Annotated in this window: 22 protein-coding genes; 5 read left to right on the top strand and 17 right to left on the bottom strand. The window is 69.0% G+C overall.

Going from position 1 to position 25885, the window contains the following annotated elements:
• Positions 1-23: 23 nt before the first annotated feature.
• The 5 genes from ccoG to ccoN form a co-directional block, all read right to left on the bottom strand.
• Complete coding sequence (gene ccoG, locus H512_RS0101630) at positions 24-1478, bottom strand: cytochrome c oxidase accessory protein CcoG (RefSeq protein ID WP_053239468.1); 1455 nt, start codon at positions 1476-1478, stop codon at positions 24-26.
• 208 nt (positions 1479-1686) lie between these two features.
• Complete coding sequence (ccoP, locus tag H512_RS0101625; protein ID WP_026782042.1) at positions 1687-2553, bottom strand: cytochrome-c oxidase, cbb3-type subunit III; 867 nt, start codon at positions 2551-2553, stop codon at positions 1687-1689.
• A 3-nt stretch (positions 2554-2556) separates the two neighbouring features.
• Positions 2557-2712 carry a CcoQ/FixQ family Cbb3-type cytochrome c oxidase assembly chaperone gene (locus H512_RS0101620; protein ID WP_026782041.1) on the bottom strand — a complete coding sequence of 52 codons (156 nt, stop codon included), beginning with the start codon at positions 2710-2712 and terminating at the stop codon, positions 2557-2559.
• An 11-nt stretch (positions 2713-2723) separates the two neighbouring features.
• On the bottom strand, positions 2724-3455 hold the full coding sequence (gene ccoO, locus H512_RS0101615; RefSeq protein ID WP_026782040.1) for a cytochrome-c oxidase, cbb3-type subunit II: 732 nt from the start codon (positions 3453-3455) through the stop codon (positions 2724-2726).
• An 11-nt stretch (positions 3456-3466) separates the two neighbouring features.
• A complete protein-coding gene (ccoN, locus tag H512_RS0101610; protein WP_026782039.1) occupies positions 3467-5092 on the bottom strand; it encodes a cytochrome-c oxidase, cbb3-type subunit I in 1626 nt (541 codons plus the stop codon).
• Between the two features lie 419 nt (positions 5093-5511).
• On the opposite strand from ccoN, the gene hemN reads away from it, so the two are divergent.
• The gene (hemN, locus tag H512_RS0101605; RefSeq protein ID WP_053239467.1) at positions 5512-6873 is read left to right on the top strand and encodes an oxygen-independent coproporphyrinogen III oxidase; all 1362 of its coding nucleotides are present in this window, start codon (positions 5512-5514) and stop codon (positions 6871-6873) included.
• Positions 6874-7006: 133 nt separating this feature from the next.
• Here hemN and H512_RS0101600 read toward each other — a convergent pair whose 3' ends face one another.
• The 8 genes from H512_RS0101600 to H512_RS0101565 all read right to left on the bottom strand — a co-directional run bounded on the left by H512_RS0101600 (position 7007) and on the right by H512_RS0101565 (position 13620).
• Entirely contained in the window at positions 7007-7777 is a 771-nt protein-coding gene (locus H512_RS0101600; RefSeq protein ID WP_084798243.1) for a Crp/Fnr family transcriptional regulator, read from the bottom strand.
• A 441-nt stretch (positions 7778-8218) separates the two neighbouring features.
• Positions 8219-8557, bottom strand: a complete 339-nt coding sequence (locus tag H512_RS0101595) for a response regulator (protein WP_053239466.1) — start codon at positions 8555-8557, stop codon at positions 8219-8221.
• Between the two features lie 72 nt (positions 8558-8629).
• Positions 8630-9250 (bottom strand): response regulator transcription factor, encoded by a 621-nt coding sequence (locus tag H512_RS0101590; protein ID WP_026782035.1) that lies wholly within the window; start codon positions 9248-9250, stop codon positions 8630-8632.
• 243 nt (positions 9251-9493) lie between these two features.
• Positions 9494-10657, bottom strand: coding sequence for a two-component system sensor histidine kinase NtrB (locus H512_RS22130; RefSeq protein WP_036789427.1), 1164 nt, complete (start codon positions 10655-10657; stop codon positions 9494-9496).
• A gap of 162 nt (positions 10658-10819) precedes the next feature.
• Positions 10820-12043, bottom strand: coding sequence for a pyridoxal phosphate-dependent aminotransferase (locus H512_RS0101580; protein WP_026782034.1), 1224 nt, complete (start codon positions 12041-12043; stop codon positions 10820-10822).
• A 96-nt stretch (positions 12044-12139) separates the two neighbouring features.
• A complete protein-coding gene (mscL, locus tag H512_RS0101575) occupies positions 12140-12562 on the bottom strand; it encodes a large conductance mechanosensitive channel protein MscL (RefSeq protein WP_026782033.1) in 423 nt (140 codons plus the stop codon).
• A gap of 128 nt (positions 12563-12690) precedes the next feature.
• The gene (locus H512_RS25530) at positions 12691-13107 is read right to left on the bottom strand and encodes a hypothetical protein (protein ID WP_053239465.1); all 417 of its coding nucleotides are present in this window, start codon (positions 13105-13107) and stop codon (positions 12691-12693) included.
• 126 nt (positions 13108-13233) lie between these two features.
• A complete protein-coding gene (locus H512_RS0101565) occupies positions 13234-13620 on the bottom strand; it encodes a MerR family transcriptional regulator (protein ID WP_084798253.1) in 387 nt (128 codons plus the stop codon).
• Positions 13621-14014: 394 nt separating this feature from the next.
• Between H512_RS0101565 and H512_RS0101560 the strand changes: the two genes are divergently transcribed.
• The 3 genes from H512_RS0101560 (at position 14015) to H512_RS0101550 (ending at position 19327) form a co-directional block, all read left to right on the top strand.
• A complete protein-coding gene (locus H512_RS0101560) occupies positions 14015-17461 on the top strand; it encodes a peptidoglycan-binding protein (RefSeq protein ID WP_026782031.1) in 3447 nt (1148 codons plus the stop codon).
• 179 nt (positions 17462-17640) lie between these two features.
• Positions 17641-18564, top strand: a complete 924-nt coding sequence (locus H512_RS0101555; protein WP_026782030.1) for a sulfite exporter TauE/SafE family protein — start codon at positions 17641-17643, stop codon at positions 18562-18564.
• Position 18565: 1 nt separating this feature from the next.
• Positions 18566-19327, top strand: a complete 762-nt coding sequence (locus H512_RS0101550) for a TIGR02186 family protein (RefSeq protein ID WP_026782029.1) — start codon at positions 18566-18568, stop codon at positions 19325-19327.
• On the opposite strand, the gene pdeM is transcribed toward H512_RS0101550, so the two are convergent.
• Genes pdeM through H512_RS0101530 form a run of 4 tightly spaced genes read right to left on the bottom strand, consistent with a single transcriptional unit; the run spans position 19324 to position 24013 of the window.
• Positions 19324-20040: a ligase-associated DNA damage response endonuclease PdeM gene (pdeM, locus tag H512_RS0101545; protein WP_245585328.1), complete on the bottom strand. Its 717-nt coding sequence runs from the start codon at positions 20038-20040 to the stop codon at positions 19324-19326. The genes H512_RS0101550 and pdeM overlap by 4 nt on opposite strands.
• Positions 20037-22553 (bottom strand): ligase-associated DNA damage response DEXH box helicase, encoded by a 2517-nt coding sequence (locus tag H512_RS0101540; RefSeq protein ID WP_036789613.1) that lies wholly within the window; start codon positions 22551-22553, stop codon positions 20037-20039. The genes pdeM and H512_RS0101540 overlap by 4 nt, the downstream gene beginning before the upstream one ends.
• Before the next feature lie 38 nt (positions 22554-22591).
• Positions 22592-23542, bottom strand: coding sequence for a class I SAM-dependent DNA methyltransferase (locus H512_RS0101535; RefSeq protein WP_169507112.1), 951 nt, complete (start codon positions 23540-23542; stop codon positions 22592-22594).
• A gap of 57 nt (positions 23543-23599) precedes the next feature.
• A complete protein-coding gene (locus H512_RS0101530) occupies positions 23600-24013 on the bottom strand; it encodes a tellurite resistance TerB family protein (protein ID WP_036789425.1) in 414 nt (137 codons plus the stop codon).
• Positions 24014-24197: 184 nt separating this feature from the next.
• Here H512_RS0101530 and H512_RS0101525 point away from each other — a divergent pair, with 184 nt between their 5' ends.
• Complete coding sequence (locus tag H512_RS0101525) at positions 24198-25862, top strand: lysine--tRNA ligase (protein ID WP_036789423.1); 1665 nt, start codon at positions 24198-24200, stop codon at positions 25860-25862.
• Positions 25863-25885 lie beyond the last annotated feature (23 nt).

Below are 25885 nucleotides of genomic sequence, written 5' to 3'. Positions count from 1 at the left end.
GCGGCAACTCCGCCAGCGGCCACTCAGTTCGGCGGTGGCGCCCGGAAGAAGTCGGAGGCGGAGGCCTTCTCGCCGTTGTCGGTGTCGACGATGTAGAACTCGATCGGCGTCGAGGCCGGCAGCGCCGCGCCCCCCGGCACCATCACCAGCACGCGCACTTCGCGCGTGGTGTCGGCCGGCACGTCGACCACCGGCTTGCCGGCGGCCGAGGGCACGCCCTGCGCCTCGATGGCAAAGCCGGCCGGCAGCCCGGAAACGGTGAGCGCGAAGTGCCGCGCCTCCTGCCGCTTGTTGATCAGCCGCACGGTGTAGCCGTTGCGGACGCCGCCGTCCGACAGGCCGACGTAGAGCGGGTTGCGGTCGTGCAGCACGCTGACGCCCTGGAAGGCACGGTTGGCCAGCGCATAGGCCATGACGGCGCCGATGATGACGATCAGCGCCGCGTAGAGCACGGTGCGCGGCCGGACGATGCGGTAGATCGGCGGCTTGCCCTCGGCGCGGCGGGCGATGTTCATGTCGGTGTCGTAGCCGATCAGCCCCGGCTCGCGGCCGACCTTCTTCATCACCGTGTCGCAGGCGTCGATGCACAGGCCGCACTGGATGCAGCCGAGCTGGAGCCCCTCGCGGATGTCGACGCCGGTCGGGCAGACCTGGACGCAGGCCTTGCAGTCGATGCAGTCGCCCACCGCGGCGCCGGCCGCCTTGGCGCGCTGGCCGGTCCTCACCGACATGCGCGGCTCGCCGCGGTCGGTGCGGTAGGTGACGTTGAGCGCCCATTCGTCGGTCAGCGCCGCCTGGATGCGCGGCCAGGGGCACATGTAGAGGCAGACCTGCTCGCGCATGAAGCCGGCCAGCGAATAGGTGGTGAAGGTCAGGAGGCCGATCCAGATGTAGACGATCGGCGCGGCATTGCCGGTGAAGGTGTCTTTGATGATGGTCGGCGCGTCGCCGAAGTAGAGCACCCAGGCGCCGCCGGTGCCGACGGCGATCAGCAGCCAGATCAGGTGCTTCACCGCCTTGCGGGCCAACTTGCCGGCGCTCATCGGTGCCCGGTCCATCAGGATGCGGTCGCGGCGGTCGCCCTCGATCCAGCGCTCGACGGCGAAATAGAGGTCGGTCCACACCGTCTGCGGGCAGAGATAGCCGCACCAGATGCGGCCGGCCACGGCGTTCATCAGGAACAGCGCGATGGAGGCCAGCACCAGCAGGCCGGTGAGGTAGTAGACCTCCTGCGGCCAGATCTCGATGCCGAAGAAATAGGCCTTGCGGCCGGCCATGTCGATCAGCACCGCCTGCCCGGGCGCGTCGGGGCCGCGATCCCAGCGGATGAACGGCAGGAAATAGTAGATGCCGAGCGTGATGATCAGCACCGACCACTTGATGGTCCTGAGGCGACCGCTGACCGCGGCGGGGTAATTCTTCCTGGCGGCAGCGTAGTAGCTGTCGCCTCCGGCCGTCACGTTCTCGTCGACCCGCATGTTGCCTTCATCTCCTGGCGGTCCGCCTTCCCCGTCGCGGCAGCCCAGCCCCATCAGTAAACACCACTATTATTAGCACATTAGCATAAATTGCGCTGCGGAACAAACCGCGAATTCGTCAGGGCCGCCATGCTCGTTCCGGGGCCGCCGCAAGGAGGGCGGCGAAGATCGCTCTCCGCCGCCCTCCTTGCGGGTGAAGCCGGAAGGCTCAGGTGCCGCCACCCAGGTCGTGGACATAGACGGCCAGCGACTTGATGGTCACCGGGTCGAGCTTGCCGCCCCAGGTCGGCATGACGCCGCGGTGAGCGTGGGTGATGGTGTTGATCACCGACGCCTCGTCGCCGCCGTAGAGCCAGATGTGGTCGGTGAGGTTGGGCGCGCCCAACTCGTGGCTGCCCTTGGCGTCGTCGCCATGGCAGCTGGTGCAGTTCTCGGCAAAGATCTCCTTGCCGGCCGCCACATCCGCCCCCTGCACGCTGCCGCCCGACAGCGACAGCACGAAGCCGGCGACGTCGCGGATCTGCTTGGCATCGAGCAGGCCGTCATCGCCGAAGCGCGGCATGTCGTTGACGCGGGTGTCCTCGCTGGTCGAGCGGATACCGACGGTGATGGTGGTATGGATGTCGTCGAGCGTGCCGCCCCACAGCCAGTCGTCGTCCTGCAGGTTCGGATAGCCCCTGGAGCCGGTGGCGCCGGAACCATGGCAAGGGGCGCAGTTGTCGCCGAAGGCGGCCTTGCCCTGAGCCATGGCGAACTCCAGCATCTTCGGATCGGCCTTGATCTGGTCGAGGCTGGCCTCGGCGAGACCCTGACCGATCTCGGCGCGGGCCGCCTTGCCGGCCTCGGCATCGGCAAGCGCCGAGGCGCGCTGCGAATGGCCGAGGAGGCCCGTGGTGTAGCCCGAGACGAGCGGCACCGCCGGATAGACGAAGACGTAGCCGACCGCGAAGACGATCGTCGCGTAGAACACCCACAGCCACCAGCGCGGCAGCGGATTGTTCAGTTCCTTGATACCGTCCCACTCGTGGCCGGTGGTCGCCACGCCGGTGACCTTGTCGATTTCCTCATGAGCCATGGCTCAATCCTCCTCAAGCGGGATCTGCGCGGCGTGATCGAACTTCGCCTTGTTCTTCGGCCAGAGCGCGTAGACGCAGATGGCGGCGAAGATCAGGAAGAAGTACAGGAGCCCGCTCTGCTGGGCGAAGACGGCAACCTGTTCGTAGCTGAAGTCCATGTCCGGCTCCCTCAACGCAGGTTGGCTTTGTCGTCGTAGGTCGAGAAATCGACCAACGTGCCGAGCATCTGAAGATAGGCGACGAGAGCATCCATCTCGGAGATCTTCGCGGGATTGCCGTCGAAGTCGCGCACCACCGCCTTGGGATAGCGGCCGACCAGCTCGTCGGCGGTGCCGTCCGGGTTGACCTGCGCCTTGAGGTCGGCCTCGGCGTTGGCGATGTCCTCGTCGGTATAGGGCACGCCTTCGAGCCGCAGCGTCTTCATGTCCTCGGCGATGCGGTCGGCCTTGAGCGGCGCCTCCTTCAGGAAGGGATAGCCGGGCATGACCGAGGCCGGCACCACCGAACGCGGATCGGTGAGGTGGGCGACGTGCCAGTCGTCGGAATACTTGCCGCCGACGCGGGCGAGGTCGGGACCCGTCCGCTTCGATCCCCACTGGAAGGGATGGTCGTACTGGCTCTCGGCGGCCAGCGAGAAGTGGCCGTAGCGCTCGATCTCGTCGCGCATCGGCCGGATCATCTGGCTGTGGCAGAGATAGCAGCCTTCGCGGACGAAGATGTTGCGGCCGGCCAGCTCCAGCGGCGAGTAGGGACGCATCCCCGTCACCGTCTCGATGGTGCTTTTGAGGTAGAACAGCGGCACGATCTCGACGAGGCCGCCGATCGCCACAACGATCAGGATGCCGACGAGGAGAACGATGGAGTTCCGCTCGAACACCGCATGCTTCTGCATGAGACTCATCAATCGTCTCCTTACTCGGCCGGAGCCAGCGCCACGTCGGCGGCAGGCTTCTCGGCCTCGCCATGGCGGATGGTCATATAGAGGTTGAAGGCCATGATCAGCGCGCCGATGAGGAACAGAATGCCGCCCATCGCCCGGATGACGTAGTAGGGGTGCATGGCCTCGACCGTCTCGACGAACGAGTACTGCAGGAAGCCCAGCTCGGTGTAGGCGCGCCACATCAGGCCCTGCATGATGCCCGACACCCACATGGAGGTGATGTAGAGCACGATGCCGAGCGTCGAGATCCAGAAGTGCCAGTCGACCAGCTTCAGCGAGTAGACGTCCCGCTTGCCCCAGATCCACGGCACCATGCAGTAGAGCGCGCCGAAGGAGACGTAGCCCACCCAGCCGAGCGCGCCGGAATGCACGTGGCCGATGGTCCAGTCGGTGTAGTGGCTGAGCGAGTTGACCGCCTTCACCGACATCAGCGGACCCTCGAAGGTCGACATGCCGTAGAAGGCGACCGACACCACCAGGAGGCGTAGCACCGGGTCGGTGCGGAGCTTGTCCCAGGCGCCGGACAGCGTCATCAGGCCGTTGATCATGCCGCCCCAGGAGGGCATCCACAGCATCACCGAGAACACCATGCCGAGCGTCGAGGCCCATTCGGGCAGCGCCGTGTAGTGGAGATGGTGCGGGCCGGCCCAGATGTAGAGGAAGATCAGCGCCCAGAAGTGGATGATCGACAGCCGGTAGGAATAGACCGGCCGGTTGGCCCGCTTCGGCACGAAATAGTACATGATGGCCAGGAAGCCGGCGGTGAGGAAGAAGCCCACCGCGTTGTGGCCGTACCACCACTGCACCATGGCGTCCTGCACGCCCGCCCAGACGACGTAGGACTTGGAGCCGAAGAAGCTGACCGGCACCGCCGCGTTGTTGACGATGTGCAACATGGCGATGGTGACGATGAAGGCAAGATAGAACCAGTTGGCCACGTAGATGTGCGGCTCCTTGCGCCGCCACAGCGTCGCCAGGAAGATCAGCAGATAGGCCACCCAGACGATGGTCAGCCAGAGGTCGGCGTACCACTCCGGCTCGGCGTATTCCTTGCTCTGGCCGATGCCGAGCAGGTAGCCGGTGCCGGCGATGACGATGAACATGTTGTAGCCGAGGATGACGAACCACGGCGTGACGAGGCCCGGCATGCGCGCCCGGCTGGTCCGCTGCACGACGTAGAACGAGGTCGCCAAGAGCACGTTGCCGCCGAAGGCGAAGATCACCGCCGAGGTGTGCAGCGGCCGCATGCGGCCGAAGGTGGTCCAGGGCAGGTCGAGGTTCAGCAGCGGGAAGGCCAGCTCCAGGGCGATCCAGATGCCGACCGAGAAGCCGGCGATGCCCCAGAACATGGCGGCGATCGAGGCGAACTTGACCGGCCCGAGGTTGTAGTTGGGCTTGCCGTTGATCTCGTCAGGCTCGACGCGGCCGTCGCGGTCGATGTACGACCGGACGATCAGGAAGATGCCGGCCGCCGACGCGATGGCGCCGAGGGTGGCATGGAAGGCAAAGCCCGGATCGACCGCCTTGCCGGCGGCCAGAACGCAATAGAGAAAGAGCAGCCCGAGAAAGACCGTGTAGCCGATCTCTTCGAGCGACATCAGAGGTTTGGCCCTCAACGCCGTCATGTTCGTCGCCCCGTGTCTGTTGGAGACCACCCGCCCCTCGCGGGAGGGCCCCTCGCCTCACCCGCCGCCCGGCTCCGGACGCCTCCCGCTCCGGCCCGTCGGGCCTGGAGCACGGGAAACAACTTAGTGGAGCCTACGCATAGTGGCCTTGATCGAGGTCAAGGCCGATACGGGAATGCACGCGGTTTACAGCAGTTCTAGACAATTTGCCTATATCAAAATGGACTAATTTTAATGTGCGCTGTAGGAGGCGTCCGATACCGTTGCGCTCCGCATGGATCGGCGGGCAGATTGCGGGCGCCGGACGGATGGCGGTCTGCCGATTCGCCCGCCGCCGCTGTCGCTTGACGTCGATCCATGCTCTGGTCGGCCGCCGGCACCAAGGATTCCGCATGACCCAGTTGGACACCGCCGTTTCGCTTGAGGACCTCATCCGCGCCACCGTGCCGCGCTACACGTCCTATCCGACGGCACCGCATTTCTCCGCCGAGATCGGCGCCGACGCCTATGCCGGCTTCCTCGACGCCACGGCGGCCGGCGACGGCCCGATCTCGCTCTACGTCCACATCCCCTTCTGCCATTCGATCTGCCACTATTGCGGCTGCACCACCAAGGCGAGCCGGCGCTATGCGCCGATCGAAGCCTATGTCGAGGTGCTGCGACAGGAGATCGCCATGGTGGCGGCGCGCCTCGGCCGCCGGCCGGTGTCGCATATCCACTGGGGCGGCGGCACGCCCAACCTGTTGTCCGCCGCCGCCTTCGAGGCGATCGTCGGCGACTTCCACCGGCTGTTCGACATCGGCGCGGACACCGAGCACGCCATCGAACTCGACCCCCGCCATCTCGGGGAAGCGCGGGCGCGCTTCCTCGCCAGCATCGGCGTCAACCGGGCCAGCCTTGGCGTGCAGGACTTCGATCCGGTCGTGCAGGCGGCAATCGGCCGCATCCAGCCGGCCGAGACGGTGGCCGAGGCCGTCGAGCATCTGAGGGGAGCCGGCATCCTGTCCCTGAGCTTCGACCTGATCTACGGCCTGCCGGAGCAGAGCGTTTCCTCGATCCGCCGCACCGTGGATGCGGCGATGGCGCTGAAGCCCGACCGCATTTCCCTCTTCGGCTACGCGCACGTGCCCTGGTTCCGCGTCAACCAGAAGCTGATCGACGCCTCGAAGCTGCCGGGCACCGAGGGCCGGCTGGAACTGGAGCGCACCGCCCACACCGCCATCGCGGCGGCCGGCTACACGCCGGTCGGCATCGACCACTTCGCCCGGCCGGGCGACGCCATGGCCGAGGCGCTCAAGGCGCGAACGCTGCGCCGCAACTTCCAGGGCTACACCACCGACCGGGCCGACACGCTGATCGGCTTCGGCGCCTCGTCGATCGGCAAGACGGCCGCCGGCTACGCCCAGAACGTCACCGACACCGGCAACTGGCGGACCCGCATCGTCGCCGGCCAGCTCGCCACCGAGCGCGGCCGGGCGCTCACCGCCGACGACCGGCTGCGGGCCGAGGTGATCGAGCAGATCCTGTGCTTCTTCGACGTCGATCTGGCGGCCACGGCGGCGCGCCACGGCGCCGACCCCTCAGTCTTCGCCGCCGACCTCGACAAGCTCGCGCCGCTCGTCCAGGCCGGCTGGGTGACGCTGGATGGCGGCCGGCTGGCCATCGTCCGCCACGCGGCGGAACTGGCGCGGCTCGTCGCCTCTTCTTTCGACGCCTATCTCGGCAAGGGCGGCCGGCATTCAGTCGCGGTGTAGCTGTGTGGGCGGGCTGCGGACACGGAAAGAAGTCCGCATTTCAATCCGCGCCCAGCCGTGACGGGCGACGCCGCCACAGATCACCGGCATGCGGATCGGCTTCACGCCGCGAACCGCGCGCCCGTACCGTCCCTCAGTGGATGCCGGTCATTTTGCAGACGCGGCAGACGTCGACGAGCCGGATGCGGTCGTTGCGCTCGATGGCGATGATGCCGCGCCTTTTCAGGTCGGACAGCACGCGGCTCACCGTCTCGATGGTCAGGCCGAGGAAGTCGGCGATCTCCTGCCGCGTCATCTTCAGCACCACCAGCTCGGTATCGGCGCCGTTGTGCCGCTCGCCGTGCCGCTCGGGACCGACGCAGCCGACGACGCCGCGGCCGGGCACGAAGCGCATCAGGAAGCTCGCCACCCGCTCGGTGGCCGACTTGCGGCCGAGCAGCACGGCGTGGCTGTGCAGCGCCTCGATGCGCATCAAGAGGCAACGGTTGACGTGGGCGAGCAGGTCGGTCGACTGGTCGATGTCGCGGCGGTCGAGCACGCGCACCTCGGCCAGCGTCAGTGCCTCGGCGGTGCAGTCGTAGAGGCCGGTCAGCGAATGGCCGCAGAGGTCACCCTCGCCGAGGATGTCGACCACCTGCCGGCGGCCGTCGCCCAGAAGGCGATAGAGCATGATCTGGCCGCTGACCACCTCGTAGAGATGGCTCGCCGCATCGTCCTCGCGGAACAGCACGGCATGCGCCTCGTGGCGGTCGAGCCGGGCGCGCGGCGAGGCGCGGTAGAGCGTCCAGGCGGTGTCGTCGACCGGCGCGCGCAAGCGGGTGCCGGCATAGCGGCTGCGATGGCGTTCGGCGTCGAAGCCGCCGCCGGCCGGGGCCTCGTCGTACGTCCTCTTCTCAACGAACATCGATCCCTCCTCGATGACAGGCGCTCGACGACGCGCCCCGGGTCGACCGGGAGCGGAGCCACCGGAAGGTCGGACCGGCCATCCGTCCACGGCCATCCGTCTTGCCGGCTCGGCCAAAGCCCGTCCGCTTCGGCCGTACCACTATCGATATTGGCACAATATGGACGAAAGCGCCCTGCGGTAATTCGTTTGGTTACTTAATCGCCGCCATGCACGACCAAAGGACCGTCGCCGTGGCAGCGATGCCCAACGGCAAAGCACGAGGAGACTGGAGGTTGTCGCCGCTCACTCGACGCATTCAAGGGTGAGCAGATCACCGTAAGGTGGCCGAAGGCATGGACAATCCGGCCACGAAGGCCTCGGCAGGGCGCGCCGGCCTGTCAGCCATGACAAAAAGCCCGGCGGGCCGGGCAACCACTGGCGCCGGCAGACCGACGGGGATCAGGCGGTGATCGCCTCCAGCCAGTCGGCGGCCGGCGGCTTGCGGAGGATCTTCAGGTCGGACAGGCCTTCGGTCTCGCGGGCGATGGTCCGCGACGACTTGCCGGAGATGGCGATCACCCTGGGCGTCGCGCCGGCTTTCTCGAGATGGCGAACGAGTTCGCTGCCGCTCATGCCCGGCAGACCGAGGTCGACGATCATCGTGTCCTCGGGCTTCAGGGAGGCGGAATGAATGAGTTCCTCGGCGCTTGCAAAAACGCGCACCGGCAATCCCGCTCCGGAGAGCAGGGATTCCAGCGCGTCGGCGACCGAAGCATCATCTTCGACAATGAAATACATCACAACACTCTAAACCGCGAGACGCAAACCATTCGCAGGAAAAAGTAGTGTGCCTCGATCTTTTGCCAATGTTTATCCGTGATCTCCCGTATGCGCAGTCAGCACGATGCGGACGAGATCGGCCGCGTTGCGTGCGCCGAGCTTTTCCATGATGCGGGCGCGGTGCACCTCGATGGTGCGCGGCGAGATGCCGAGCCGCCGTCCGGCCTCCTTGTTGGAGGCGCCGCCGGTGATCTCCTGCAACACGTCGCGCTCGCGCGGCGTCAGGTTCTCGGCGCCCGGGAAGGTCAGGCCGGGCGCGCCGCCGTTGACGTGGCGGCCGTAGGAAGCGATCGCCTCGCGCACCCGCGTCACCACGGTGTCGGCGTCGAACGGCTTCTCGATGAAGTCGGTGGCGCCGGCCTTGATGGCACTCACCGCCATCGGGATATCGCCCTGGCCGGAGATGATGAACACCGGCGCCGGGAAGGTGCCGACGTCGATCGACCTGAGGATGTCGAGACCCGACTTGCCGGGCATGTGGACGTCGAGCAGCACGCAGGCCGGCTTGTCCGTCTTGAGCGAGGTCAGGAACTGGTCGCCGTCGGCGAATACCCTGACACCATAACCTTCCATCTCGAAGATGACCGACAGCGCGTCGCGCACCGAAGCGTCATCATCGACAACGAAGATCTTTCCTTCTGTTTCAGCCATGTCACCCTTCCTCGATCTGAGGATCCCTGAAGACCGCCAGGGTCCCGCCCGGCTAGCCAAGTCCATGGATCTTGCGTCCGCTTTCCCGCCCTCCCGGTTTCCCGTTCCTCGGAACGGGCTCCCCGCGACGGCGGCCGCGAACATCATTTCTAAGTATTCATACGGCGAAACCCACCGCCGCGCCAGCCGCCGCCCCCGCGGATCGGCCGAACTCCCTCTCTCCCCCGGCGTATCCGCCGCGCCTCACTCCCGCATGTCGTCCTCCGTGCCGTCCGCCCGGTGCATCGGCAACATCAGGGTGAAGGTGGCGCCCTGGCCGTTGCCGCCGGGATCGGCCATCAGGTCGCCGCCGTGATTCTGGGCGATCGCCCTGGAAATCGCCAAGCCCAGTCCCATGCCGGATTTCTTGGTCGTGCTGAAGGTCCTGAACAGCGACTTGCCGACGTCCTCGGAGAAGCCGGGGCCGCTGTCGGTGACCGACACGAAGGCCGAGCGCTCGTCGGAGCCGATCGACACCTTCACCCAGCGCTCCTCGCTCTCCTTGGCCACCTCGAGGGCGTTGCGCAGGAGGTTGAGGATGATCTGCTGGATCTGCGTCGCGTCGGCATCGACGTGGATCGGCGTCATGCCGAACACCCGGCGGATGGTGACGGTCGCCCCCTGCGCCACGAATTCGGAGAGGTCGAGCGCCTCGTTGACCACCTCGCGCAGGTCGACGGTGGCGCGCTCGGGATCGCGCTTCTCCACCATCTGGCGCATGCGCTGGACGATATGGCTGGCGCGCTCGGCCTCCTGCACCGCCTTGTCGAGCACGGCGAGCATCTTGTCGCTGGGCGGCTTGCCATCGGCGTGGAACGCCTTGATCTGGCGAGCCACCGCCTGGAGATAGAGCAGCAGCGCGGTGAGCGGCTGGTTGAGTTCGTGCGCCATGGCGGCGCCCATCTCGTCCATGGCCGACAGGCGCGTCATGTGCACCACCTGCGCCTGGAGCTGCGACACGCGCTGCTCGACGGCGCGGCGGGAGCGGAGATCGCGCAGCACGCCGATGAACTGTCGCCCCTCGGCCGTCGTCGCCTCGCCCACCGACAGTTCCAGCGGGAAGACGGTGCCGTCGCGGTGCATGCCGGAGACTTCGCGGCCGATGCCGATGATCCGCCGTTCGCCGGTGCGGTGGTAGTTGGCCAGGAAGCGGTCGTGGGAGCGGGCGAATTCCGGCGGCATGATCAGCGACACGTTCTGGCCGATCGCCTCCTCGGAGGTGTAGCCGAACAGTGCTTCGCAGATCTTGTTGAAGGCCAGCATGCGACCGGCTTCGTCGATGACGATGATGCCATCGGCGGCGGTGTCCAGAAGACTCTCGAAACGGGCTTCCGAAACCGCGGTCTTGCGGTCCTCGACTTCTCCCATATCCGCCTCGTTCGCCCTTTCGTTCCGGCCGGAGCACAACCTCGCCCTGCGTCCTGTCAAATCAGGAACAGCCCTTCAGTGCAAGTCCGGATGTAACATGCACGACTTCTCCGGAAATGGAACTGTCTCAGATCAAATTCAAATGCAAATGTCCGTAAAAAATCATGAACCTCCTGCGGCGACGGGCTGGCGGCCGGCCAGCCAGACCTTGAGACGGCCGAGCGCCACCTCGATCTCGCCGGGATCGCCGGCGAAGCAGAGGCGCATGAAGCGCTCGCCGCCCCGGCCGAAGGCGGTACCCGGCGCGATGCCGACGCCGGCCTCGCGCACCATGTCGAGGCAGAGGCGGCGGGTGTCGGCCTCGCCGTCGATGGCGAAGAACAGGTAGAATGCGCCGTCCGGCGGCGACAGCGTCACGCCGTCCAGCCCCTTCAGCGCGGCGACCACCGCCGCCCGGTTCCGCCGCGCCCGGTCGAGCTGGAAGGCGAGGAAGTCCTCGCCGTTGTCGAGCGCCTCGATCGCCGCCCGCTGCATGAACACCGCCGTGCCCGAGCTGGTGTACTGCACCAGGTTCTGGACGGTGGCGTTGAGGGCGGCCGGCACCTCGATCCAGCCGATGCGCCAGCCGGTCATCGCCCAGTTCTTGGAGAAGGTGTTGACGAAGATCAGCCGGTCGTCGGGCTCGGCCACCTCGTGGAAGGACGGCGCCACCGAAAGCCCGTCCCGGTAGCAGAAGCGGCCATAGACCTCGTCGGCGACGATCCAGAGACCATGCCGGCGGGCGATGTCGAGAATGGCGGCGAGGCGGTCGCGGCTGGCCACCCAGCCGGTCGGGTTGCCGGGCGAGTTGATGAACAGGGCGCGCGTCCGCGGGGTGATCGCCGCCTGGAGGTCGTCGGGGTCGAGATCCCAGCCGGCCGGCCCGAAGCGCATCGGCACCTCGCGCACCGCGGCGCCGCCCAGCGCCGCGGCGGCCGGCGCGTTGGGCCAGGCCGGCGTCGGCACGATCGCCTCGTCGCCGGGGCCGGCGACCAGCGTCGCCGCCATCTGGATGGCGTGCATGCCCGAGCCGGTGACCAGGAAGCGCTCCGGATCGGCCGGCCGGCCGCGGAACGGACCGTAGAGGCGGTCGTGATAGCGGCAGAGCGCTTCCCTCAACTCCGGCAGGCCGGCCTGATGGGTGTAGAAGGTCTCGCCCGACAGCAGCGAGCGGATAGCCGCGTCGCGGATGCCGGCCGGCGTCGGCAGGCTGCCCTCGCCCACCCACAGCTTGGCGGTGCCCGGCCGCCTCAGTCCTTCGAGATGCACCTCGACGATGCCGCTCGGCGGCGCGTTCCGGGCGGCGGGCCGGATGGTATCGAGAAAGCGCGCGGCGTCGGACGTCATGGCGGAACCCTGCTCGGAAGGGCGGCGGGAATCGCCGTCCATCCGGGCATAGCAGGCCCGCAAAACCGAATCAAAGACCGAAGGGCCGCCGCGGCCTCAGCCCTGCTTTTGCCGGAGCAGGTCGCGGATCTCGGCGAGCAGCGCGACGTCGGCCGGCACCTCCGGCGGCGCCTCGACGGGCGGCTCGGCGGCGTTCTTCATGCGGTTCATCGCCTTCACCACCAGGAACAGCACGAAGGCGATGATCAGGAAGTTGATGGCCAGCGTCACGAAGTTGCCGTAGGCGATCGTCGCGCCGGCCTTGCGGGCGTCATCGAGGTCGTTCACCACCGGCACGCCGGTGAGCTGGACGTAGAGGTTGGTGAAGTCGATGCCGCCGGTGATGACGGCGATCACCGGCATCAGCAGGTCGGCGACGATCGAGTTGACCAGTCCGCCAAAGGCGCCGCCGATGATCACGCCGATGGCCAGATCGACCATGTTGCCGCGCAGCGCGAATTCCCTGAATTCCTTGAACATGTCTCAATCTCCCCGCGAATGCTTCGCGTGGAGGCAATCATGCAACACGCTCCGGTCGGCCGCCATGCCCGGCGCCGCCGTCGTCCGCCTCCCCGCCGACAAAGCTGTGGATTTTCGGCCGGTCGACGTCAGATCGGCTTCTCCTCCTTCTGGCGGAACTCCTCGACGAGCCCGAAGAAGTGGCGGAACATCCGGTCGCCGAGGTCGAGGAACTCCTGCAGCCGCCGCTCGTCCTCCTTGTCGAGAAGCGGCGCCCGCCCGGCGGTCCGCGCCTCTAGCTCGGCCACCTGCCTGGTGAGGCGGTCGTTCTCGGCCTCCAGCTCGGCGATGCGCTCCTCGTAGGCCTTGCGGTCTTCGGCGATGAGCTGGCAGGACCAGACGCCGTCGCGGGCGGCGCAAAGCGACACGTCGCCGGTGTGGCGATCGATCTTGAGATAGTCGCCGACGGCCGGCTGCAGGCTGTAGCCCTCCTCGGCGGGCTTGTCCTCGGCCAGAGCGGAGGTGACGGCGGCGGAGACGAGGACGACGGCCAGGATCGCGCGCATGATGGATCTCCCGTTGGGTCTCGCGGGAGAAGAATACTCCATCAAGCCTGTCGCAGCCATGGCGAAGGCTTGCGGGTCCGCCCCGGCGCCGCGTGGCGCCGGAAGCAGCTCCGCAGCCTGGCGATCTCACGGCCGGCGCGTGCCGGCCTCCTTTTCCTTGAGAAGGCCGCCGACCACCGCCGTGGTGCGGCGCAGCTCCATCAGCGCCTGCTCGATCTCCTTCTTCTGCCGCTCCAGGATGGCGATCCGCTCGTGGAAGCGGTCGAGCGCCACCTTGAGCTGGGCCACCTGGCCGTCGCGCAGGTCGTAGAGGTCGAGCATGCCCTTGATCTCGGTCAGCGAGAAGCCGACCCTTTTGCCCATCAGCACCAGCTTCAGCCGGGCGCGGTCGCGGCGCGAGTAGAGGCGGCTCTGCCCCTCGCGGCGCGGGCTGACCAGTCCCTTGTCCTCGTAGAAGCGCAGGGTGCGCAGCGTGACGCCGAACTCGCGGGCGAGGTCGCCGATCGAGAACATCGACCCGCGCGGGTGCAGGCCGTCGTCGTCCTCAAGCTTGTCGGCAATGACCGCGCCGATCTGCGTTTCGGCGGCCGGCTCGTCGCTGTCGTGCACCGCTGTTCCTTCCCTGCAAGGCTTTTGCCGAGACTGCGCACAGCCTTCCCTTTACGTCAAGGGACAGCAAAAAGCGTCATCTTTCGGGGCGGCGCGGTAAGGTTCCGTTCAGAGCGCTTAAAAAGCCGTTCCAACCGCTGGTTTGGTTAACCGGGCGTTTACCCTGTTTTTGCAAATTGCCAGATGAGTGAATGCATCCTGCCGGTGTCTTCTCCCGACGGCCATGACCGTGAGGAGAGCGCCGCGAACGGGGAGATGGATCATGGCGTCGCGGGCTACGTCTCGTTTGGGCGGCGGAATGGGCGGAGCGAGCCAGTACGAGCGGGAGGCGGCCGGCTTCGACGGCTATGGCCCGGGCGGCGAGCGGCGTGCCGGCGATCCCGTCGACCGCATCCTCGCCTCGCTCGACCGGCTCGGCGAACGCATCCGCACGCTGTCGCCGGCCGAGACGCGGCAGCCGGCCCGGCCGGCGCCGCGCGCCGCCGAGCCCGACGACCTGCAGCGGGCCATCGAGCAGATTACCCGCAAGCGTGACGCCGGCCGCCGCGCCGGCCCGCAGGACGGCGCCGACGTCGCCGAACTCGGCGCCCGCGTCCGCGCCCTCAGCCAGGAGATGAGCGCCGAGCGCCGGCGGCCGCCGGCGCCGAACGACAGCCTCGCCCTGGAAGTGGCCGACCTCAGGGCCGAGGTCGAGCGGCTGGTCGAGGCCAGCGCCGGCCGGTCGCTGGAAAGCGCCTTCGATACGCTGGTCGCCCGGCTCGACGACATCCGCCTTTCCGTCGACAATCCGCGTGTCGTCGGCGACCTCGTGCAGCGCCTTGCCGAGATCCGCCGGCTGATCGCCACGCTGCCGTCGGGCGATCAGGTCGGCAGCATCGCCAACCGTCTCGACCGCCTCGCCGAACGGCTCGACCAGGGGTTCGGCGACCAGCGGATGGTGGGTGATTTCGGCCGCAGCCTCAACGATCTCGCCGCCGCCGTGGCAGGGCTCGACAAGCGCGAGGTGATCGCCGCCATCGAACGCCGACTCGACGACGTGGCCGGCAGCATCCGCGCCATCGAGCGCGACGTCGGCGACTTCTCGCGCTGGCAGGACAGCATCGAGCGGCAGGCCACCACGCTGTCGCAGGTCGCCCAGCGCTCCGAGCAGTTGCCGCGCTTCGCCCACGAACTCGAACGGCAGGCCGCCTCCATCGAGCGCATCGCCCGCTCGACCGAGGGCCTGCCGCGCCTTGCCGAGGAGATCGACGGCCTGCGCCTGACGCTCGACCGGCCGGACATCACGCTCGACGACGCCGCCGTCAGGGCGCTCGACGAGCGCTTCGCCGAACTCGGCCGCTCGCTGGAAGCGCAGCTTCGGCCGGCGCCCGGCCTGCCGGCCGACCTCGCCGCCGCCCTCTCCCGCATCGAGGCCAAGCTCGCCGAGCCCCAGGCCGGCGGCCGTATCTCGGAGATCGAGGACCGCATCGCCGTGCTGACGCGGTCGGTCGCCGACATCGACTTCGCCACCGGCAAGGACATCGCCGCCCTTGAAGCGGCCATCCAGCGGCTGCGCGACGACGTACTCGCCGCCGCCGGCCGGCCGGACGCCGGCCTCGCCGCCGACGTGCGGACGCTGGTCGAGCGCATCGAGCGGCTGGACGCGCCGTCGATCGCTCCCGCCGCCTTCGACCGGCTGGAAAGCCGGATGGCCGACATCGCCGCCCGCCTCGAAACCCGTCCGAACGAGATCGCCGCGCTGGCCGACGCGCTGGAACGGCTCGACGCCACCATGTCGAGCACGCTGTCGGTCGATGCCATCGCCGACCGGGTGGCCGCCGTCGCCGGCCGGCATGGCGACGACGCGCCGGCCCGCCTCGCCGCCCTCGACGCCGGCATCAACCGGCTCGGCGAGGACCTCCGGGCCGAGGCCGAACGCGACCGTGGCCTGCTCCTGGCCATCGGCGAGACGGTGGAGCGGCTGGCCCAGCGCGAGGTCGGCGATGCGCCGTCCGTCGCGGCCCGTCCTGCCCGCGACGACTGGGACGAGATCGGCGAGGCGCTTGCCCGGCGGATGCCACCGGCCGTCGCCGATGAGCCTGACGAGGTCGACGACCTGCCGCGCATCTTCGGCCGCAAGTCGGCGCCGGCGCCGCGCGTCGAGCCATCGCTCGGTCGGCCGGACGACGGCATCGCCGACGACGAACCGGCGCTGCCGCCCGGCTTCGACGTCAACCGGCCGCTGGAGCCCGGATCGGGCAAGCCGCGCCTGCCGAAATCCGCCAAGGCGGCTCCGGCCGCCGACCAGCCGGCCGCCGCCAGTCCGGCCGCGGCCGAGCCGGCACGCGCCCCGACCAAGGCCGATTTCATCGCCGCCGCCCGGCGGGCCGCCCAGGCGGCCGGCAGTGGCGCGCCCGAGGCCGGCAAGGCGCCGGCCGCCGCCGGCAAGCCCCGCTTCGCGCTGCCGAAGTTCAGCTTCAACCTGCGCAAGGCGGCGACGGCCGCCGCCGTGGTGCTGATCGTCCTCGGCCTCGCCAAGATCGCCAGCGACATGTTCGGCGGCTCGTCGGCACCCGAGGCCGAACCGACCGCTGCCGTCACGTCCGAGCCGGCCGAGGCGCCGGCCGCGACGCCGGCCCCGGCCGCCGAAGCCGCCGCTCCCGAAACGCCCGCCGCCGAAGCACCGGTGAGCGAGGCGGTGCCGCCGGCCGCCGTGCCCGCGGCGCCGGAGATCACGCCCGCCCCGCAGCCGACGGAGCCGGCCGCCGGCTTCTCGCAGACGCCGCCGGCCCTGCCGACCGATGGCTTCGCGCCGCTCCCCGCCGCTCCGGCCACACCGGTGACGACGGTCGAGCCGTCCGCCGCCCAGTCGATGACTCCGGCGGCGACTCCGACGACCGGCGCCGCGCCGGTACTGCCGGTGGCGATCGGCCCCAAGGCGCTGCGCGACGCGGCGACCGCCGGCGATGCGCTCGCCGCCTTCGAGGTGGCCGCCCGCTTCGCCGACGGCCGCGGCGTGCCGCAGGATCTCGCCGCCGCCCTCGACTGGTATCGCCGCGCCGCCGAAGCCGGCCTTGCGCCGGCCCAGTACCGGATCGGCAGCCTCTACGAGAAGGGCACCGGCACGCCGCGCGACGCCAAGGCCGCCGCCGCCTGGTATGCCAAGGCCGCCGACCTCGGCAACGCCAAGGCGATGCACAATCTCGCGGTGATCAACGCTGAAGGCAGCCTCGGCTCGCCCGACTATGCGGCGGCCGCCAAGTGGTTCCAGGAAGCCGCCGAGCGTGGCATCCGCGACAGCCAGTTCAACCTCGGCATTCTCTATGCCCGCGGCCTCGGCGTGCCGCGCGACCTCGCCACCTCCTACAAGTGGTTTGCCCTCGCCGCCTCGGCCGGCGACACCGACAGCGCCAAGAAGCGCGACGACATCGCGCAGGTGCTATCCAAGGAGGACCTCGCCCGCGCCCGTCTCGCCGTCGAGACCTGGGTGGCCAAGCCCCTCGACCCCAAGGCCGAGGACGTGCCGCCGGCCGATCCGGCCTGGGCGGCGGCGCCCGAGCACACCGCCTCGGTCGACGACACGCGGCTGGTTGCCCGTACCCAGGCGATCCTGTCCAGCCTCGGCTTCGACGCCGGTCCGGCCGACGGCAAGATGGGCAAGAAGACGCGCGACGCCATCGCCGCCTTCCAGACCTCCAAGGGCCTGCCGGCCACCGGCGAAATCGACAAGACGCTGATCGAAGCGCTGGGCATGCGCCTCATCTGAGGCCCCGTTGCACGGAAAATCCGCGGCCTCCGGCGCTCCGGCTCCGGGGGCCGTCGCTTTTCTCGGGCAGCGGTCCGCTTTTTCGCCGGAAAGCCATGGGAAAGGCCATTCCGTTGCACTTTCTCAAGGGGTTGCCGGGCATACTGCGACCTGAAACGCCTCCGAACGGATGACGGGCCGTGGATCTCTACCTGCCGATCGCCGAAATGCCGATGAACGTCTTCCTGCTGCTCGGCATGGGCGCGGCGATCGGCTTCCTGTCGGGCATGTTCGGGGTGGGCGGCGGCTTCCTCCTGACGCCGCTGCTGATCTTCTCCGGCGTGTCGCCGGCCGTCGCCGTCGCCTCGGTGTCGTCGCAGATCGTCGCCAACTCGGCGTCGGGCGTGCTCGCCTATCTCAGGAAGAAGACGGTCGACCTGAAGCTCGGCCTCTATCTCACGCTGTCGGGCATCGTCGGCTCGTCGATCGGCGTCTGGATCTACGGGGTGTTGCGCGGCCTCGGCCAGCTCGACGTGGTGATCGCCCTCTGCTACGTCGCCTTCCTCGGCACCATCGGCCTGCTGATGGCCGTCGAGGCGGTGCGGGCGATGCTCGCCCAGCGGCGCGGCACGCCGCTGCCGGTGCGCCGGCCCGGCCAGCACGGCTGGGTGGCCGGCCTGCCGCTCCGGGTGCGCTTCCACCGTTCGCGGCTCTACATCTCCGTGCTGCCGGTGATCGGGCTCGGCGCGATCATCGGCTTCCTCGGCGCGCTGCTCGGCATCGGCGGCGGCTTCATCATGGTGCCGGCGCTGATCTACCTGTTGCGCGTGCCCACCGCCATCGTCATCGGCACGACGCTGATGCAGACGCTCGGCACCATGGCCTTCACCACCTTCATGCAGTCGGCCAGCAACCAGACGGTGGACGTCATCCTCGGCCTGACGCTGATGGTCGGCGGCGTGGTCGGCGCCCAGTTCGGGGCGCGCGTCGGCCAGAGCTTGCGCGGCGAGACGCTGCGCCTCCTGCTCGGCCTCCTGGTGCTCGCCGTCGGCCTCAGGTTCGCCGTCGACCTGGTGGTGCGGCCGGACGAACTCTATTCGGTCAGCCGGATGGGAGGCGGATGAGATGATCGCCCGCGCCCTGCTCATCGCCGGTTTGGCCTGTCTCGCCACCGCCGCCCGCGCCGAGACGCTGGTGACGGCGCTGTCCACCGAGCGCGTCTCCATCGAATCCAACTTCACCGGCTCCGGCGTCGTCGTCTTCGGCACCATCGAGCGCGACGAGCAGACCGTCGCCCGCGCCGCGCCCTACGAGATCGTCGTGACGCTGACCGGTCCGCTGCGCACCATGGTCGCCCGTCGCAAGGAGCGGGTGGCCGGCATCTGGATCAACCGCGAGGCGCGGCAGCTGCCGCGCGTGCCGACCTTCCTCGCCATCGCCACCACGGCGCCGATGGCCGACGTGGCCGGCAACCCGGTGCGGGCGCGGCAGGGCCTCGGCTTCGACATGCTGCCGACGCGCGGCCTGCCGGACGCGCTGCCGCCGGTGCGCACCGACTTCGACGCCGCCTTCTTCCGGCTGATGCAGAAGGAGAACCTGTTCGACCTCGACGAGGGCGCCGTCGAGTTCCTGTCGCCACACCTGTTCCGGGCGCCGATCGCCCTGCCGGCCAACGTGCCGATCGGCTGGTACACGGCCACCGTCTACCTGTTCTCGGGCGGCGTGCTGCTGGCCAAGACGACGCAGGATTTTTCCATTCTGAAGGGCGGCTTCGAGCAGGCGATCACCGACCTCGCTCATCAGCAGCCGGCCCTCTACGGCCTCGCCACGGTGATCGTCGCCTGCTTCACCGGCTGGCTGGCCGGCGTGGCGTTCCGCAGGGATTAATCCGGGATAAATTCCGCCGACCGCACCGGGTAGACGCGGTTGTCCGACAGCATCCAGGCAATGAGGCGCGCCCGCTCGAAGAGGCCGGCGAAGGCGGCGTCCATGACGTTGAGGCCGCCGGTATAGGCGCCGAAGGCCGGCAGGATGCAGCGGCCGCCGTCCGAGACGAAGGCCCGCCGCCGGACCGAGCGGACGCGCCCCACCTTGGCCGCCGGGTGCAGGTGGCCGGCCACCTCGCCCGCGGCGCGGCCGGGGCGCGGCGCGTGGCGGAAGGTGAGCGATCCCACGGCGATCTCCTCGACCGGCCGGCCGCCGAGCCCGGCCGGCGGCAGCGGATCGTGGTTGCCGGCCACCCAGGTCCAGTCGGCGCCGGCCACCAGCGCCGCGAGGCTGTCGAAATCGGCCGGCGCGAGGCGCCCCTCGGCGCCGCCGTCGTGGAAGCTGTCGCCGAGCGCGATCACCCGCTCCGGCCTCAGGCGGCCGAGGACGGCGGCGAGCGCGCGCAGCGTCGCCCGCGTGTCGTAGGGCGGCACGAAGCGGCCGCGGCTGCCCTGCGACGAGCCCTTTTCGAGATGCAGGTCGGCGACCACCACCAGCCGCTCTTCCGGCCAGTGCAGCACGCCGGCCGGATCGAAGCGCACGGCGGCGCCGTTCAGATTGATCAGGCCGCCCGCCGTCAGCACGTCGTCGTCTCCCTGCCTCAGCGCCGTCACGCCATGGCCTCCCGGATGATGTCGTCGGCCGCCGCGCGCAGGATATCCTCGTCGGCCTCGCCGGCGATACGCTCGCGGCCGACCTCCAGCATGATCGGCACGGCGAGCGGCGAGATGCGGCCAAGCCGCTGGTGCACGATGCGGCCGGTGATTCGCGACAGCATATCGGAAAGGCGCCTCAAATCCAGGAGGCCGGACGAGGCGTCGGCCCAGGCGGCTTCCAGGAGGATGTGGTCGGGCTGGTGCTCGCGCAGCACGTCGTAGATCAGGTCGGTGGAGACGGTGACCTGCCGGCCGGTCTTCTGGCTGCCGATGGCGTTCTTCTCGACGAGGCCGGCGATCATCGCGCAGGCCTTGAACATCCGCTTCAGGAGATAGCTCTCGGCCATCCACGCCTCGAGGTCGTCGCCGAGCATGTCCGGCTCCATCAGCCGGGCCGGCGTCGGATCGCCGGCCGAGAGCGCCGCTCCGACGTCGGCGGCGCACCAGACGCCGATGACGTAGTCGGTGGCGACGAAGCCGAGCGGCCTCAGGCCGAAGCGCTCCAGCCGGCGGGTGAGCAGCATGCCGAGCGTCTGGTGGGCGAGCCGGCCCTCGAAGGGGTAGAGCACCAGGTAAAAGCGTCCCTCGTGCGGAAAGGTCTCGATCAGCAGCCCGTCGGGGCGCGGCAGCAGCGAATGCTCCTTCTGCAAGGCGAGCCAGTCGCGCACCGGCGCCGGCAGCCGGCCCCAGCTCTCGGGATCGGCGATCAGCCGCCGGACGCTGGCCGCCAGAAAGGTGGACAGCGGGAACCGGCCGCCGGCATAGACGGGAATGCGCGGATCGCTCGATTTCGTCCGCGAGACGATCACCTCGGTCTCGCGCAGCCCCTCGAAGCGCAGCACCTCGCCGGCGAACAGGAAGGTGTCGCCAACCTTCATCTGCTCGCAGAAATATTCCTCGACCTCGCCGAGCAGCCGGCCGCCCATCACCGGCCCATGGCCGCGCGCCTTGCCGCCGAGCCGCACCTTCAGCATCGGGCTCTCGATGATGGTGCCGACGTTGAGCCGGTAGCCTTGCGCGAAGCGCGGGTGGGTGAGGCGGAAGGTGCCGTCGGCGGTCAGCTTGATCTTGGCGTAGCGCTCGTAGGCGCGCAGCGCGTAGCCGCCGGTGGCGACGAGGTCGACCACCCGGTCGAAGCGGTGGCGGCCGAGGCGGCGATAGGGATAGGCCGAGACCACCTCGGCATAGAGGTCATCGGCGCGGAATGGCCCGGCCACCGCCCGGCCGAGCACGTGCTGGGCCAGCACGTCGAGGGCGCCGTCGCGGATCGGCGGCGTGTCCTGAGCGCCGACGTAGTTGGCGTCGAGCGCCGCCTGGCATTCCAGCACCTCGAAGCGGTTGGCCGGCACCAGCAGCGCTTTCGACGGCTCGTCCATGCGGTGGTTGGCGCGGCCGACCCGCTGGGCCAGCCGGCTCGCCCCCTTGGGCGCGCCGACGTGGATGACCAGGTCGATGTCGCCCCAGTCGATGCCGAGGTCGAGCGTCGAGGTGGCGACGACGGCGCGGAGGCGGCCATCGGCCATCGCTGCCTCGACCTTGCGCCGCTGGCCGACGTCGAGCGAGCCGTGATGGAGGGCGATCGGCAGCGTCGCCTCGTTGATACGCCATAGCTCGGAGAAGATCATCTCGGCCTGGCTGCGGGTGTTGACGAAGATCAGCGTCATCCTGTGGCGGCCGATCTCGGCCAGCAGCCCGTCGTAGGCGTAGCGGGCCGAGTGGCCGGCCCAGGGAATGCTCTCGTCGGCCTCGAAGATGCGGATGTCGGGCTTGGCGCCGCCGGCGACGGTGACGATCTCCGACAGGGCGGGCGGCGCGTCCGGCGCCTGCGGCACCAGCCAGGCGCGTAACTCGTCGGGATCGGCGACGGTGGCCGACAGGCCGACAGTACGCATTTGAGGCGCGATCGCCCGGAGGCGGGCGAGGCCGAGGGCGAGGAGATCGCCACGCTTGCTCGTCACCAGGGCGTGCAACTCGTCGAGGATCACCGTCTTCAGGTCCTCGAAGAAGGTCTCGGCGTCGCTGCCGGCCAGCAGCAGGGCAAGTTGCTCGGGCGTCGTCAGGAGGATGTCGGGCGGGATCAGCTTCTGCCGCTGGCGGCGCGAGGCGGAGGTGTCGCCGGTGCGCGTCTCGATGGCGACGTCGAGGCCGATGCCGGCCACCGGCGTTTCGAGATTGCGCTCGATGTCGACGGCCAGCGCCTTGAGCGGCGAGACGTAGAGCGTGTGGATGCCGCGCCGGCGAGTGCCGGGCTTCCACTTGGGACGGGCGGCCAGATCGACGAGCGTCGGCAGGAAGCCGGCCAGCGTCTTGCCGGCGCCGGTCGGGGCGATCAGCAGCACCGAGCGGCCGGCAAGGCCGTGTTCGATGAGCGCGAGCTGATGGGCGCGCGGCTGCCAACCGCGCGAGGCGAACCAGGCTTCAAACTTGGGAGGCAGCGGGCGAGTCTCGGTCACCGGTCGAGTAAGCCCGATTTCCGCGAACAAGTGAAGAACATTTGTCGCGCCGGCCGTCAGGGCGCCGGCGCGGCGACCACCACCAGTCCCCGGATGGGCGCGCCGCGATCATGGCGCAGCGTGGCGCGTTCGAGGCCGATGACGGCAAGACCGGCCTCAGTGAGGGCGCCGCGGACATAAGGCTCGCCATGGGCGTAGCGCAGGCTGTCGCGCAGCACGAGGTTGCCTTCGGCGGCCTCCTCGACGCTGAATGCAAAAAGGCCGCCCGGTGCGAGACGGGCGGCCACAAGGCGAAACAGATCACCGAGCGCGCCGACGTAGACAAGCACGTCGGCGGCGGTGACGAGGTCAAGGATTTGCGTGCGCTCCGACAGGAAGGTGGCCGCGTCGGCAACGGCGACCGTCTGGTAGCGCCGCGCGGCCGTGGCGCGGACGACCATCTCCGGCGAGAGGTCGCAGCCGGCGAAGTGCGTCACCCGGCCCTTCAGCGCCTCGGCCATCAGGCCGGTGCCGCAACCGAGGTCGAGGCCATGGGCGAAGACGGCGCCGGGGCGGGCCTTGTCGAGGAGGTCGGCGATCAGCCAGGGCGCGCGATAGCCGAGGTCGTCGACCAGCGCGGTTTCGAAGCGGTCGGCATAATCGTCGAACAGGCCGCGCACATAGGCTTCCGGCGGGGCGGGCGGCACCGGCGCCCGGCCGATGGCGGCGAGACGCAGCGCGGTGCCGAACAGACCGTCACGGTCGAGCGCCATCGCCTGACGCAGCAGCGGTTCGGCATCATCAGGCCGGCCGGCGGCGGCGAGCGCGTCGGCGGCGCCGACCAGCGCCGGCAGCCAGCCGGGGGCGCGGTCGAGCGCCTGAAGAAAGAGATCGGCGGCCGCCGCGCTGTCGCCGGCCTCGGCATAGGCGCGGCCGTATTCGTAGCGGCGGTCGGTGAGGAGGTCTCCGGAGGAAAACCGCGACAGATGCAAGATGGCGACACTCGAGGGAAGCGGGCGCAGCGTCATGCCGCCGCGGCCGGCCGCCGTCAAGATGGATTCGACGCTACCCGGCCTTGCCGCCGCCTAGGCCAGCTTGCGGTAGCGGACGCGGGCCGAGTGCTCGATGGCGGCGACGGCCAGCTTGTCGAGGGCGAAGCGGTCTTCCAGCATCTGCAGGAACACCAGTTCCTCCTGCTTGACGTCGACGTCGGAGGCGGCGACCTCGACGGCCAGCGCATAGGCCGTCTCGTAGAGCCGTTCGGGCAGCGACGTCGCCACGCGGTTGAGGATGCGGTCGATGCCGTCCTCCGAGCGGAGATGCGACGAGCAGGCGTCGGCGATCTCGCCGACCGAGCCCTCGAAGCCCTGGAATACCGGCAGGAAGCCGATCAGCCGCTCGAACTGGTTCAGCTCGCGCTCGGTCATGCTGCGGTCGGCGACGGCGACGGTGACCATCACCCAGATCAGCGCCTCCTGGGCGGACAACGGCTTCTGCATGGAATCCTCGGCCAAAAGTCAACGGGCCCCTATTTGGGACGGCGGGACCAAAAGCGCAAGCATCCTCTCGGCCCGCGCCGGCCGAATCGACCGAAATCCGCCTACCGTCCTTGACCTTTCCGGATGCCGTCCCTACTGTCCCGGCCGCCCGGAAATCCGGGCCTTTCCCGAACAGAGGCAACCGATGGCAACCGTTTCTTCCCTGCCGCTTTCCGATCCCGCGCTTCTCGCCGCGGCCGGCCGCTCCAAGGCCTGGCCGTTCGAGGAAGCCAAGAAGATCGTGGCGCGCATCGAGAAACGCAAAGACGCATCCAGGCCGGTGATCTTCGAGACCGGCTACGGCCCGTCGGGCCTGCCGCACATCGGCACCTTCGGCGAAGTGGCGCGCACCACCATGGTGCGGTACGCCTTCCGCGTGCTGACCGAGGACAAGGTGCCGACGCGCCTCCTGTGCTTCTCCGACGACATGGACGGCATGCGCAAGGTGCCGGACAACGTGCCGAACCCGGAGCTGCTCAGGGCCAACCTCGGCAAGGCGCTGACCAACGTGCCGAACCCCTTCGACAACGGCCATCCGAGCTTCGGCCACAACAACAACGCCAAGCTCAGGCAGTTCCTCGACACCTTCGGCTTCGACTACGAGTTCATGTCGGCCACCGAGGAGTACAGGAAGGGCACCTTCGACGACATGCTGCTGCGCATGCTGGAGAAGTATGACGCGGTGATGGAGATCATGCTGCCGACGCTGCGCGAGGAGCGGCGCAAGACCTACTCGCCCTTCCTGCCGGTGCATCCGAAGACCGAAGTGGTGATGCAGGTGCCGATCGAGGAGCGGAACGTCGCCAAGGGTACGATTCTCTGGACCGATCCGGCGACCGGCGAGCGCTTCGAGACGCCGGTGACCGGCGGCCATGCCAAGTGCCAGTGGAAGCCGGACTGGGCGCTCAGGTGGGCGGCGCTGGGCGTCGACTACGAGATGAGCGGCAAGGACCACATCGACAACGTCAAGACGTCGTCGAAGATCTGCAAGGTGCTGGGCGGCACGCCGCCGGACGGCTTCAACTACGAGCTGTTCCTCGACGAGAACGGCGAGAAGATCTCCAAGTCGAAGGGCAACGGCCTGACCATCGACCAGTGGCTGACCTATGCCTCGCCCGACAGCCTCGCCCTCTACATGTTCCAGAAGCCGAAGACGGCCAAGCGACTGTTCTTCGACGTCATTCCGCGGGCCGTCGACGAATACTTCGCCTATCTCGACAAGTATCCGGAGATGGACCTCGACGGCAAGCTCGCCAACCCGGTGTGGCACATCCACTCCGGCGAGCCGCCGGTGACGCCGATGCCGGTCAGCTTCTCGATGCTGCTGAACCTCGTCTCGGCCAGCCACGCTCACGACAAGGCGGCGCTGTGGGCCTATATCGGCCGCCACACGCCGGGCGTGACGCCGGAAACGCATCCGAAGCTCGACGAACTCTGCGGCTATGCGCTGGCCTACTATCAGGACCGGGTGAAGCCCTTCGTCACCTTCCGCGCCCCGGACGACGAGGAGCGGCAGGCGCTCAAGAAGCTGCGCGACGCCCTCGACGCGCTGCCCGACGGCACGCCGGGTGCGGCGATCCAGGACGAGGTGCTGGCGGTCGGCCGGTCGTTCCCGCGCTTCCAGGACCCGTCCAAGAAGAGCCCGGACGGCGGGCCGGGCGTCAGCCTCGAATGGTTCGCGACGCTCTATCAGGTGCTGCTCGGCCAGGAGAAGGGCCCGCGCTTCGGCTCCTTCGTCGAACTCTACGGCCTGAAGGAAACCGCGGCGTTGATCGACGCGGCGCTGGCCGGCCGGCTCGGCAAGGACTGACAGGCCGAAATCGAAGCAACGAA

The organism is Pleomorphomonas koreensis DSM 23070 (assembly GCF_000425185.1).
GTDB lineage: Bacteria > Pseudomonadota > Alphaproteobacteria > Rhizobiales > Pleomorphomonadaceae > Pleomorphomonas > Pleomorphomonas koreensis.
Note: the sequence above shows the minus strand (reverse complement) of the source record. Positions and strands in the feature narration are given on the sequence as shown.